Below are 12,797 nucleotides of genomic sequence, written 5' to 3' on the forward strand. Positions count from 1 at the left end.
GTTCAGACGGCCGCCGGTACGGCCGGCGGAAGGCCGGAGCCGCTATCCGGTGTGCCGCTCGCGGCTTCCCCGCCCCGTGTCTCGGGCATCAGCGTCAGGTAGAGGACGAAGCCGAGCCCGGCGATCGCGGCCAGCGCCAGGAAGGCGGTGGAATAGCCGGCCGACACGATGATCAGTCCGGCCAGCGTCGCGCTCACCGAGGCGCCGACCCCCTGGGCCGTGGCCACCGCCCCCTGGGCTGCGTTGAACCGCCCGGCGCCCCGGGTCAGGTCGGCGACGACGATCGGGAACAGGGCGCCGTAGATGCCGGCCCCGACCCCGTCGAGGAGCTGGACGCCGACCAGCCAGAACGGGTTGTCCGAGAGCGTGTAGAGCACGCCGCGCAAAGCCAGCACGCCGAAGGCCGCCAGGAAGATCGGTTTGCGGCCGATGATGTCGGCCCGGGCGCCGACGAACACCGCCACCGGCACCATCACGCATTGTGCGGCGACGATGCACACGGCGATCAGCGACGTCGCGTGGTCCTTGCCGGAGAGATGGGTCAGCAGCTGCCCGACCGAGGTCAGCATCGCGGCGTTGGACAGGTGGAAGATCGCGCAGAGGACGGCGAACAGCATCAGCGGCTTGTTCTGCAGCAGCGTCTTCAGGCCGGAGGGCTGTTCGTCCGCCTTGGCCTCCGCCTCGGTCATGCCGCGGGCGAGGTCGTCGTCGATGGCATCGGCCGGGACCAGCAGCATGGCACCGATCGAGAGCGCGGCCAGCACGCCCATCAGCCAGAACACCACGATCGGACCGAAGAAGTAGGCCAAGCCGCCGGCGATGGCCGCGGAGGCGGCGTTGCCGGCATGGTTGAAGCCTTCGTTGCGGCCGATCCGCTTGGCGAACATCTTCGGGCCGACGACGCCGAGCGTGATCGCGGCCAGCGCCGGCGGGAAGATGGTGCCGGCCACGTGAGCGATCGATTGTGTGGCGGTCACGAGGTAGAAGTTCGAGATGAACGGCAGGATCAGGCAGCTCGCCGTGACCGCGATGGCACCCCCGATCACGATCGCCCGCTTGTGGTTGGTGGCATCGATCAGCGCGCCGGCCGGCGTCTGCGCCACGAGGCCCAGGATGCCCGCGATGGTCATCACCAGCCCGGTGGTCGCCTCGTTCCAGCCCTGGTCCGGCCCCCGGACCGCGATCAGATAGATCGCCAGATAGGGCCCGAGCCCGTCGCGCACGTCGGCAAGGAAGAAGTTGAGGGCGTCGAGGCCGCGCAGGGCCTTGGTGGAGGGAGTCCGGACGGTCGCGCCGCGCGCCGCCGCTCCGGTATCGGTCCTGTCCATCCTGATCCTGGCCCCCGCCCGAATACCGCCGCGGCCGGACCCTGTCTGGGACGGCACGTGACGAGCTTGACGCCCGCTTAATCCATCTGTTCCCTGTAATTGTTCGAGAAGACTCGTTCGGGGACGATTCTCAGGCCTGTGAGTGGTTTACCCACCCTTGGCCTCGCCGGATACGTCGGGATTCGCGACATCAACCGTCGCTTCTGCCGACAGGTCTGTTCCCGGAGCGGCGAGCCCGTAGCGCTCGATCTTGGCGTAGAGGAGCTGGCGCTGGATTCCGAGGCGGCGAGCGGCCCGGGCCCGGTTTCCGTCCGCTTCGCGAAGCGCCACGGCGATCATGGTCCGCTCCAGGCGGGCGACGGCGCCGGGCAGGTCGCCCGCGAGCCAGTCCGCCGGCCATCCCCCCGGGGCGCCCCCATCCCCGGAAAGCGGTGCGGCACGCGCCGTCGGGAGATCGATCGCGTCGGCCGCGATCACCCCGCAGCGCACCAGCACCGCGGCACGCTCGACGGTATTGCGCAATTCGCGGACATTGCCCGGCCAGCCATAGGCCAGCAGCCGGGACGCGGCGCCCGCGCTCAGCCGCTTGCCCGAGGGACCGAGAAAATGCTCGGCCAGCGGCACGATGTCGGCCAGGCGCTCGCGCAGGGGCGGCAGCAGGATCGGCACGACGTTGAGGCGGTAATAGAGGTCGGCCCGGAACCGGCCCTGGTCCACCAGCACCGGCAGGTCGCGGTGGGTCGCGGCGATCAGGCGGACATCGACGCGCCCCGACCGGCCGCCGAGCGGCGTGACCATGCGGTCCTGGATCACCCGCAGGATCTTGGCCTGCATCGGCGGGGGCATGTCGCCGATCTCGTCGAGGAACAGCGTGCCGCCTTCAGCCTGATGGAAGGCGCCGGCCCGGTCGGCGACCGCGCCCGTGAAGGCGCCGCGGACATGGCCGAACAGCTCGCTCTCCAGCAGGTCGGGTGGGATCGCGGCACAGTTGACCGGCACGAACGGCCGTCCCCGGCGGGCGGAATAGGCGTGGAGCGCGCGTGCCACCTCCTCTTTGCCGGTCCCGGTCTCGCCCTGGATCAGCACCGTGGAGTCGGTGTCGGCGACGAGACCGATCGTCTTCTGGACCCGGCGCATGCCGACACTCGAGCCGATCAGGCCACCCTCGGGATTGCCGTCGTCCGGATCCGGCCTGACGCTCGACAGCATCGCATCGAGGGCGGCGGCGAGCTCGGAGCGCCCGACCGGCTTGGTGAGGTGGTCGTGGGCGCCGAGGCGCATCGCCTCGATCGTATTGGCCGGGCTCGCGAAGGCGGTGAGCACCGTCACGGGCGGCCTGGCCTTCAGGGCGCAGATCCGCGCCAGGGTCTCCATGCCGTCGAGGTCGCCCGGCATCCGCAGGTCGAGCAGCACAGCCGAAACCGGCTCCGTCTTCATAAGCGCCAGGGCCTCCGCCCCGGAGGCGGCCGGCAGGGGCCGGTGGCCGAGATCGGCCACGGTCTCGGCCAGCCCCTCGCGCAGGGCGGAATCGTCGTCGACGATCAGGATGGTCGCCATGGCAGGTCCAGCACGAAGGTGGTCTCGGGCGCGCCATCGATCAGCCTGACGGCGCCGCGATGCGCCAGAGCGATCTCACGCACGATTGCGAGACCGAGGCCGGTCCCGTCCGGCCGTCCGGTCACGAATGGCTCGAACAGCCCGGGGCGGATCGCGGGATCGATGCCGGGGCCGGTGTCGCTCACCCGCATGTGCAGACGCACCGCGCCCTCGACCGCCACGCGTTCGGCAGTGAGGCGGACCCGGCCCCCCGGGGGCGTGTGCTGGAGCGCGTTGAGCAGCAGGTTGTCGAGGGCGCGGGCGATCTGGGCCCCGTCGATCTGCGGCCGGTCCGCTCCGCGCAACGCGTCCCCCTCGATCGCGATCCGCACGGCCCCGGCGCTCGCCAGATCCTCGTGCAGGCGCGCGCAATCGGACAGCAGCGCCGCGATGTCGGTGGGGCTGCGGGTGAGCGTGCGGGCCTGGGTGAGGTTCAGGAGGTCGCGCAGCAGGTGATCGACCCGAGCGATCTGGCCGAGCACGCTCTCCAGGGCCACGGTGGCTCGCTCCGGGGTGCCGCTGGCCAGGGCGTTCTCGGCCTTGAGCCGCATCGCCGCGATCGGATTGCGGATCTCGTGGGCGATGCTGGCCGCGAGGCGCCCGACGGCCGCCAGGCGTTCCGCGGCCACGACCCGCGCCCGCGCCTCGCGGAGGCGCCCGCCCGCGGCGTTGAGGGCATCGACCAGCCGGTCGAGCTCGCGCTCGCCGGTCCGTTGCAACCGCGGCAGGTCCTCACCGTCCGGCGGGGGCGCGGCCAGGGCGGCCTCCAACCGGGCGATCCGGCCCGAGAACCCGTACAGGAACCATCCGAGGAAGGCGGCCGAGCCCAGCACGGTCACGGCCAGGAAGCCGAGGCCCGCCAGGAAGCGTGTGTAGGCGGGCCCGTCGTTGACGTGAGCGCGGCCCATCGTCCAGGCGGTCAGCGCGGGTTCGGGTCCGTGCAGCGGGCAGCCCTGAACCAGTAGAACCTGCGTGCGGCTCGGCCGGCGGAACGCCACGGCGTGGTCCACCCGCAGGGCCTGGGCGTTCACCCCCGCGATGCTGTCGCGCTCGGCCTCGGGGAGGTCGGTCTTCGGCCCGGTGCCCTCGTAGGTCGGGTACGCGTAGGCGACCGGGCCGTCCGCGGCACTCCAGACACCGCCCTCGATGCCCGGGAAGAGTTCGAGCGCCGCCCCGACGGTGCCGCCGAGCTCGCTTCGCGGGATGGTACCCTTGGTGCGGCGGGTGAGAGCGGCGTAGCGGTCGATGATCTCCCGGCAGGCCCGCCCGACCGCGACCTCCGCCTGCGCGACCTGGACGGCCGTGGATTGGCTGTAGAAGCCGAACATCAGGTAGGCGGTGGCCGCCGCCGAGGCCAGCAGCAGGATCCAGAGGGCGAGCAGCCGGGCGCGCAGGCTATAGGCCGTCACGGCGCAGGGTCCTCCGGGGCGACCGTCGCCCCCGCTCAGCCGATATCCGGGTGGGCACGCTGTGGAAACGGTGGCACATACCGGTGTGATCGGAATCGGCCGCTGGACCTCGCGGCAATAGCGCGCTTTTGTCGAAGCGTTCCGCAAATCCGCTGCCGGAGACGGATGGTGTCACAGTCCCGCGTCGATCGGTCCGCGCTCGACGAACTCGAAGGTGTCATCGGCACCGAGAAGCTCGCGCGCCTGCTCGATCGCTTCGCCACCAGCCTCGCCACGGCGTTCGACGGCGCGGACCAGGGCGAGGCCGACTACGCCCGGGAAGCCCATACCCTGGTCTCGATGTCGGGGATGCTCGGCTGCTCGGACTTGTCCCAGGCTTGCCGCACCTTCGAACAGGCCGCGAAGCTCGGCGGCGGCGACCTCGCGGGGCAACTCGCACATCTCCGAAGCCTGCGCGACGAGACCATCGCGGCCCTGCGCGATCTGCGCGAAGCAACCCCCGCGGACCGCTGACCGTCAGCCGGCCGTCACGGCGGCCAGCGGCGCCTCGAAGGTCAGCACCGCGCCGGTCGGCGGGTAGCTCAACCGCGCCGTCCCCCCGAAGCTGTGGGCCAGGCTGCGGGCGATCAGCCGCGTCCCGAACCCTGTCCGGGTCGGCGGTTCGACCAGCGGGCCGCCGACCTCCTCCCAGCGGAACCGCAGGGTGGCGCCGTCACCCGAGCCTGCGATGTCCCAGGCGATCAGCACCTGCCCGGTGGGCACCGAGAGCGCGCCGTACTTGGCGGCGTTGGTGCCGAGTTCGTGCAACATCAGCGCCAGCACCATGCCGTGGCGCGGGCCCAGGGTGAGGTCGTCGCCCTCGACCCGGAACCGGCCGGCGACGCCGTCGCCGTGCAGGGACACCGCCCCCTCGACCAGGCCGACCAGGGAGGCCGCCGCGAAGGAGCCTTGCAGCAACACGTCGTGGGCCTGGGCCAACGCCAGCAGCCGCGCGGCCAGAGCTTCCCCGGCCGCCTCCAGCGAGCCGGCGTTGCGCAGGGTCTGCGCCGCCACCGCCTGGACCATGGCCAGGGTGTTCTTCATTCGATGGGACAGTTCCTGCATCAGCAGGGTCTGGCGCGCCTCGGTGAGCTTCAGCTCTGTGATGTCCCGGGACGCGGCCAGGATCCGCTCGGGATGGCCGCGCTGGCCGCCCACGGGCGTGACCGCGATGTCCCACCACGTCACGGAACGGCTGGCCTCCAGCTTGGCCTGGAAGCGGCTCGCGCCGCCGAGGCGCGCCTTGTCCAGGGCCACTGCCACGGCCTCGCGGTCTTCCTCGCGGGTCCAGATATCGATCCAGGGACGACCGATCGTGTCCGCTGGGGTCCGGACACACAGGCAGGCCGGGCCGTTCTCGCCCGCGGTGATCACGCGCCCGTCGCGGTCGAGCACCTCGAGGACATCCGCGGCGGCCTGGAGCATCCCGGGGGCGGTCAGCTCACCGGCCCAAGACGGCGCCGACCACGCGGCGGCATCCTCCAGGGCGTGGTGGTGCAGCGATTGGCCCCCAGTGGCGTGGCGCGGCTCACGGCCGAGGCGACCGGCCTCGACGCGGCTCGCGGCCTCGATGATGCGGCCGAGGCGCCGGCTGCGCTGCCGTTCCGAATCCGCCTGGCCGGTGGCCTGCATCAGCAGGGCCCTCAGGCGGATGTTCTCCGCTTCGAGCGCGACCAGGCGTCGATCCGACCCGTCCGCGCGCGCCAGCATGAGGCCCGCATCCATCGCTCGCCCCCCATCTCAGCGTCCACCCCCGCGGCGCGCGCGCCATGGGGGACCCACCGAAGACGAGGTGCGGCGACGCGATGTCGAGGCCCGGAGGCGCCGGCGGATCGAACCGCTTCTGGTGGCGCACCCCGCTCGCAACCTCGCGAATCGAAGGGTTCTCGACGCTACCACGAGATTCCGGATAATCAAACGAACTGTGTATTCGGCGTGGTCCGACAACTAGTTTCGCCGCCCACTAAGGCGGCGAAACCGATCACTTGTTCCGCATCAGCAGAACCAGCCAGCCGATGCCGAGGATGAAGATGACGAGGCCGATCGAGACGAAGACCGGCGTGCCGAGGTCGATCAGCCGGGGCGCCAACTGGGTGGCGAAGGCCGCCACCACCAACGCGACCGCGACCCGGGCGGCGGCCCGCTCGATGCCACGGGTGACCTTGTCCAGGCCCTTGATCTCGATCTCGACGGTGACGCGGCCCTGCTTCAGACGCACCAGCATCAGGTGGATTAGGGTCGGCAGCTCCGAGGCCGCGCCATAAAGGCCGACACCCAGGGCCTCGGCCTTCTGCTTGAGGGCGCCCAGCGAGAACTGCGTCTGCATGCTCGCCTTGACGGTCGGTCCGGCCGCCGCGAACAGGTCGAAATCCGGATCGAGGTGGCGCATCACGCCGTCGGCGGTGACCAGCCCCTTGAACAGGATCGCCAGGTCGGTGGGCATGGCGAGGTCGTTCTCGCGGGCCATGTTCATGAAGTCGGTGAGCACCAGCCCGAGGTTCAGCGGGATCGAGGAGTGGCTCTCGACGAAGGACGTGGCCGAGACCTGAAGCTTCGTGAGGTCCGGATTGCTGGTGCCGGTCCAGTCGAGGAGCACGGCCATCAGGCCGTCCGCGTCCTGCTTGAGCATCGCGCCGATGAGCACCAGCAACTGCGAGCGCCGCCGCTGCGACAGCCGGCCGATGATGCCGAAATCGATGAACCCGATCTTGTTGCCCGGCATCGCCAGCATGTTGCCGGGGTGCGGATCGGCGTGGAACACGCCCTCGATCAGCGCCATCTGCAGGAAGGCGTCGGTGCCCTTCTGGGCGAGCAGCTTCTTGTCGAGCCCTGCCGCGCGGAGCGCCGCATCGTCGTTGGGCGGGATGCCGTGGATGAAGTCCTGGACCAGCACCCGCTCGGAGCAATACTCCCAGTGGATCTTTGGGAAGACGATGTCGTCGCGGTCCTCGAAGATCTGCGCCAGCAGCTCGCAATTGCGCGCCTCGTTGAGCAGGTCGAGCTCGCCGTTCAGGCCGTCGGCGAGGTGGCGCATCTGCTCCCGCGGCTGGTAGCGGGCCATGTCCGGCCACTCGTTCTCGACGATCCGGGCGCCGTGGGCCATCAGGCGCAGGTCCGCCTCGATGATCTTGCGCAGGTTCGGACGCAGCACCTTGACGATCACGTCCTCGCCCGTGTGCAGGCGCGCCCGGTAGACCTGCGCGATCGACGCGGAGGCGATCGGGTTGGTGTCGAACTCGGCGAACACCTCGTTGGGCGGGGCGCCGATATCCTGCTCGAGCTGCGGGCCGATCTGCTCCCACGACACCGGCACGACCTGGCTGTGGAGCTTCTGCAGCTCCTCGGTCCAGGTCGGCGACAGCAGGTCCGGGCGGCTCGCCAGCACCTGCCCGAACTTGATGAAGGTCGGGCCGAGCGCCTCGATCGCCCGGCGCAGGCGTTCGGGCTCGGACAGCCGGGTGACGTCGACCCGCGGCCGGCGGCGCGGCAGCAGCGGCAGGTAGCGCAGGCCGAGGCGGTCCACGACGCGCGTGACGCCGAAGCCGATCAGGATCGACGCGATCTCCGACAGCCTCTGACGGTCGCGGGCGGCAACGAAGGCTGTCTTCAGCATGAAGGGGGCGATCCGGTCGGACACGATTGGGCGTCCGGACAGCACGAGCATAAGGACTTTTTTGCGGTCGCGAGGCCCGGGCGCCTCCTGAAGGCGACAATAGAGCCGCCTCTGGAAACATCCCACGGGCGTCAGCCCCGGGTAACGTCAAACGGCCGGTGATCGACCGCACGTCCGTTGGAGCGGACCCCGAGGGCCGACTTTAGATCAGGGCGCGCTCCCAATCCTGCCGGCTATGAAGCACGTGAACGATCCGGATTGCTGCGCCGTCCTCGATATCGGCGATCATGCGCGCCGCGTGGGGACGAAGCCGCATGGGCGGCTTCAACGCACGCCGCTCCCGGGCCATACGGGGATCGGCGGCCAGCATCCGGAACGTGTCGAACAGGCCGTTCCGATCGCGCTCGGCTTGGGTCGAGCCGAGACGCAGTGCGTCGGTCGCGCCCGCGGTCAGGTCCGGGGTGCCGCGGCCGGGATGGGCGCGACACCGGGCGACCGGCGGGCGTCGCCGAAGCGGGCGTTGACCACCAGCAGCGTCACCACCACGGCGGAGAGGGCGAGCGCGGCCAGGAAGTACAGGCCGGCCTCGAAGCTGCCGGTGGTCTCGCGGATCCATCCGACCATCGACGGGGCGACAAAGCCGCCCAGATTGCCGATGCAGTTGATCAGCGCGATTCCGCCCGCCGCCGCGCTGCCGCTCAGGAACACCGACGGGAGCGCCCAGAACGGCGCCTTGGCCCCGTAGAGCCCTGCGGCGGCGAGCGCCATGAACGCCACCGCCCAGAGCGAGCCGGTGGCGAAGCCGGCGAGCGCCAGCCCAGTCGCGGTGAGTCCGAGGGCTGTGGCGAGCGTCACCCGGCGGTCGTCGTACCGGTCCGAGATCCAGCCGACGGTGAGGCCGCCGACGACGCCGAAGATATAGGGAACGGCGGTCATCAGGCCGGTCTGCATGTCGGACAGGCCGGTGCTCTTGAGGATTTGCGGCAGGAAGAACGCCAGGCCGAGATTGGCGCCGGTGTTGGCGAAGTAGATGAAGGACAGCGCAATCAGCCGAGGATCCGAGAGGGCCGTGCGCAGGCTGGTCCCGTGGGTGCCGGCGACACTGCTCTGCTCGGAATCGATCAGGGTCTGCAGGGCCGTGCGGTCGGCCGGCGCGAGCCAGTGCGCGTCCTTGGGCCGGTCCGGGATCAGGGCTAGGAACACGAAGCCGAACAGGGTGGTGGGAATGCCCTCCAACAGGAACAACCACTGCCAGCCCTTGAGGCCCAGGGTGCCGTCGAGCTGCATGATCGTGGTGGAGAGCGGCGCGCCGATCGCGAGCGAGACAGGGATTCCCACCGCGAAGGCACCGAAGATGCGGGCGCGATACGCCTTCGGGAACCAGTAGGTGAGGTAAAGGATCACCCCCGGGTAGAACCCGGCCTCGGCCGCGCCGAGCAGGAAGCGCAGGACCAGGAAGCTGGTCGAGCCCTGCACGAACATCATCGCGGCCGAGAGCAGGCCCCAGGTGATCATGATCCGGGCGATCCAGCGCCGGGCGCCAACCTTCTCGAGGATCAGGTTGCTCGGCACCTCGAAGATGAAATAGCCGATGAAGAAGATCCCGGCACCCAACCCGAACACCGCCGGCCCGATGCCGAGATCGGCGTTCATCCGCAGGGCCGCGAAGCCGACGTTGATCCGGTCGATATAGGCCATGACGTAGCCGATGAAGAGTAGCGGCATCAGCCTGAAGAACACCTGCCGGACGATCCGGTCCTGTTCGCTGGCGATCATGGTTTCCTCGTTTTTGTGCTATTTTGTATTTGCATCGTCATCGCGAGGGTTGGCGAAGCGACCCGGTGCAGCGCGCGATCTTCGAGCGATGCTCGTCCCCAGTCTGCTTGACTGCGCCCGCGATGACGCTGGGCTCGTTTCGAGCCTTCTCAGAATGCCGGCTCGAGGCCGCTGGCGCGGTAGGCGTCGGCGGCCTCCGGCGTGGTCAGCCCGGCCAGGAAGCGCAGGGCGCCGGCGCGGTCGGTGGCGCCGCGCAGGAGCGCTGCCGAGAAGGTCGTGACTTCCTGAACAGGCTCCGGGAACGGCCCGACCACCTCGATGCCCGGCACGACCATCAGTTCGCTGATCTGCTGGACCGCGATGTCGGCCTCGCCCGAAACGAGCTTTTCCGCCGTGAAACCCTGGGGGATGATCGTCGCCCGGGCGTTCACCGCCTCGGCGAGTCCGAGCCGCGGCAGCAGGCCAGCGAAGTAGATGCCGCTGGCACCGGTGCGCGAATAGGCGACGGAGCGCGCCTCCAGCAGTGTCCGCTTCAGCGCGTCGACACCGCCGATATCCGGATGCGCCGCCCCGGCCTTCACGGCGATGCCGTAGCGGGAGCGCACGGCATCGACCCGGGTGTCGGGCTCGACCTGTCCTGCGGCGATCAGCCGGTCCATCGCGTCGGACAGCACGAACACCGCGTCGGCGGTCTCGCCCGCCTCCAGCGCCTTCATGATCACCGCTGTCGGCGCCCAGTCGATCGCCGCCCGGCCGCCCGCCGCCTCGAAGGCGGGGACGACATGAGCGTCGAAGGCGCCTCGCACCACCAGGGCGCATTTCAGCCGGGTCGTTTCCTGGTCGTCCGCCATGCCGGCTCCGGTCGTCTCGAGGTCTGTCATCACCGGGCCGGCGGCGCGGTGCGGGAATAATCGAGGGCGGTGAAGCCGCCGCCCTGGTAGCGCTCAATCACAGGGTCGCCGCTGGTCTTGCCCTCCAGGGCCGGGGCGTAGGAATCGGCACTGTCCTGAGGCGCCCAGCCGATGGTGTCGCGCCCGTCCCGGCGCCACCACGTCATGCGGCTGTTGTTCGAGGCGCCCCAGATCACCACCGATCCTTTCGGTCCGAGGGTCGGAGCCAGGGTGGCGCGGGTGATCAGCCGGGTCAGGTCGGCGTAGGACAGCCAGGTCGCCAGCATCCGCGCGTCGGTCGGCTCCGGGAAGCAGGAGCCGATGCGCAGGAAGACGCTCTCGACCCCGTGCTTGTCCCGGTACAGGCCGCCCATCATCTCGCCGTAGGCTTTCGACAGGCCGTAATAGCCGTCCGGCGCCAACGCGCAGTCGTCGTCCAGCACCTCGGTTCGCTCATGGAACCCGATCGTGTGGTTGGAGGAGGCGAACACCATGCGGGCGCGCTCCCGCCGGGCCGCCTCGTACGCGTGGTAGAGCCCGCGGATGTTCGGGCCGATCACCGTCTCGAACGGGTGCTCCACCGAGATCCCGCCGAAATGCAGGATCGTGCCGCAGCCCTCCGCCAGGCGCAGGATCGCCGGGCCGTCCTCCAGGTCGGCAACCTGGAAGCGCGCGCCCTCCGGCAGCGGATCGGGAAACGGCACCCGGTCTGTCAGGCGCAGCGTCCAGCCCTGCGCGCCGAGCGCCTTCGTCAGCACCCGGCCAAGCGCACCGGAGGCGCCGGTGAGGAGGATGGGCTTTTCGGGGATCGTGTCGGTGGGGGCGCTCATCGGTTCGCTCCGGGATCAGGCGGTTTTCACCGCGTTGAGAGGCGAGGCCGCCTGCGGGTCGTGCGGGCGCTTCACGAAGACCGCCATCGCGACGACGCCGGCCGCGGCAATCACGGCGGCGATCACGAAGGCGCTGGCGTAGCCGCCGAGATACTGCACTGCGAATCCCGTGGCGGTCGGCCCGATGATGCCCGAGATGTTGCTCAGCAGGTGGACGAATCCGCTCACGCCGCCGACCCGTGCCTCCGGCACCAACTCGTGGATCGTCGCCCAGCACGATTGCACCGAACTCGTCAGCATCAGTACCGCCAGCGCGATCAGCGCGACCGCCGTCGCGGCGTTCGGTGCGGCATTGACGGTGATCAGCGCGATGCCCGCGATGGCGAGCGGCACGATCGTGGTGATCTTCCGCGCCGCCAGCTTGTCGTCCATGCGCTTGTACAGGAGGTCGGCGACGATGCCGCCGCCGACATAGCCCACGAACCCGCAGGCCCAGGGGATCGAGGCTACGAACGCCATCTGCTGCACCGGCATGTGCAGGGCGTCGGTGAGGTAGCTCGGGAGCCACGAGAGGAAGATGTAGAGGGTGTAGTTCACCGCGAACATGCCGAGACCCAGCGACAGGGTGCTCGGCAGGAACAGGTAGCCGCGCAGCGACCGCTCGTGGTCGGAGGCGGCGAGATGCGACACGGCCCGGCTGCGCTCGACCAGTTCGATCTCCTCCGCGGAGACCCGGGGGTTGTCCCGGGGCCGGTCGGTCATGAAGATCCGCCACGCCACCACCCAGAGCAGGCCGACGGCGCCGATGGCGACGAACGCCACCCGCCAGCCGTACTGGATCGCCAGCAGGCCGACGACGGGCGCCGCGATGGCACTGCCGACGGTCTGGCCCGAGAAGGTGACCCCGATGGTGCGCGCCGTCTCCTCTCGGGGAAACCACGTGGTGATGGTGCGGTTCGTGGTCGAGTTCATCGGCCCCTCGGCGAAACCGAACAGCGCGCGGACCACGAACATCTGGGCGAACCCGGTCACCGCGCCGGTGAGCATGCACAGGACCGACCAGGAGGTCGCCGCCCAGGTGTAGACGCTGCGCGGGCCGTAGCGGTCGGCGAGCTGGCCGCCCACGAAGGCGAACAGGGCGTAGCCGAAGAAGAAGGTGCTGAAGATCACCCCCAGCTCGGAGGGCGACAGGTTGAGGTCCTGCTTGACGAAGGGCGCGGCCACGCCAAGCGCGGCGCGGTCCATGTAGTTGATGATCCCGGCGATAAACAGCAGAGCTGCGATCAGGAACCTGTATCGTTTGGAAAACATCGGGC

11 protein-coding genes are annotated in these 12,797 nt (G+C 70.0%); 1 reads left to right on the plus strand and 10 read right to left on the minus strand.

Annotation, left to right across the window (positions count from 1 at the left end; genetic code table 11):
* Positions 1-2 precede the first annotated feature (2 nt).
* The 3 genes from AC0IY0_RS12525 to AC0IY0_RS12535 form a co-directional block, all read right to left on the minus strand.
* Positions 3-1,328, minus strand: a complete 1,326-nt coding sequence (locus AC0IY0_RS12525) for an MFS transporter (RefSeq protein WP_147937630.1) — start codon at positions 1,326-1,328, stop codon at positions 3-5.
* Between the two features lie 147 nt (positions 1,329-1,475).
* Entirely contained in the window at positions 1,476-2,885 is a 1,410-nt protein-coding gene (locus AC0IY0_RS12530) for a sigma-54-dependent transcriptional regulator (protein ID WP_471763948.1), read from the minus strand.
* The gene (locus AC0IY0_RS12535) at positions 2,870-4,333 is read right to left on the minus strand and encodes a sensor histidine kinase (RefSeq protein ID WP_471763949.1); all 1,464 of its coding nucleotides are present in this window, start codon (positions 4,331-4,333) and stop codon (positions 2,870-2,872) included. The genes AC0IY0_RS12530 and AC0IY0_RS12535 overlap by 16 nt, the downstream gene beginning before the upstream one ends.
* A 165-nt stretch (positions 4,334-4,498) precedes the next feature.
* Here AC0IY0_RS12535 and AC0IY0_RS12540 point away from each other — a divergent pair, with 165 nt between their 5' ends.
* Positions 4,499-4,846, plus strand: a complete 348-nt coding sequence (locus tag AC0IY0_RS12540; protein WP_246691979.1) for an Hpt domain-containing protein — start codon at positions 4,499-4,501, stop codon at positions 4,844-4,846.
* A gap of 3 nt (positions 4,847-4,849) precedes the next feature.
* On the opposite strand, the gene AC0IY0_RS12545 is transcribed toward AC0IY0_RS12540, so the two are convergent.
* The 7 genes from AC0IY0_RS12545 to AC0IY0_RS12575 form a co-directional block, all read right to left on the minus strand.
* Positions 4,850-6,097 (minus strand): sensor histidine kinase, encoded by a 1,248-nt coding sequence (locus AC0IY0_RS12545; RefSeq protein ID WP_419830663.1) that lies wholly within the window; start codon positions 6,095-6,097, stop codon positions 4,850-4,852.
* 256 nt (positions 6,098-6,353) lie between these two features.
* A complete protein-coding gene (locus AC0IY0_RS12550; RefSeq protein WP_147908740.1) occupies positions 6,354-7,985 on the minus strand; it encodes an ABC1 kinase family protein in 1,632 nt (543 codons plus the stop codon).
* Between the two features lie 202 nt (positions 7,986-8,187).
* A complete protein-coding gene (locus AC0IY0_RS12555; RefSeq protein ID WP_471764101.1) occupies positions 8,188-8,439 on the minus strand; it encodes a type II toxin-antitoxin system RelE/ParE family toxin in 252 nt (83 codons plus the stop codon).
* On the minus strand, positions 8,436-9,761 hold the full coding sequence (locus AC0IY0_RS12560) for an MFS transporter (protein WP_147908738.1): 1,326 nt from the start codon (positions 9,759-9,761) through the stop codon (positions 8,436-8,438). Before AC0IY0_RS12560 ends, AC0IY0_RS12555 begins: the two co-directional genes overlap by 4 nt.
* A 149-nt stretch (positions 9,762-9,910) precedes the next feature.
* Positions 9,911-10,612: a molybdate ABC transporter substrate-binding protein gene (locus AC0IY0_RS12565; RefSeq protein ID WP_471763950.1), complete on the minus strand. Its 702-nt coding sequence runs from the start codon at positions 10,610-10,612 to the stop codon at positions 9,911-9,913.
* A gap of 29 nt (positions 10,613-10,641) precedes the next feature.
* Entirely contained in the window at positions 10,642-11,481 is an 840-nt protein-coding gene (locus tag AC0IY0_RS12570) for an NAD-dependent epimerase/dehydratase family protein (RefSeq protein ID WP_419830662.1), read from the minus strand.
* A 15-nt stretch (positions 11,482-11,496) separates the two neighbouring features.
* Complete coding sequence (locus AC0IY0_RS12575) at positions 11,497-12,792, minus strand: MFS transporter (RefSeq protein ID WP_471763951.1); 1,296 nt, start codon at positions 12,790-12,792, stop codon at positions 11,497-11,499.
* Between the last annotated feature and the right edge of the window lie 5 nt (positions 12,793-12,797).

The organism is Methylobacterium sp. AC315 (assembly GCF_979253755.1).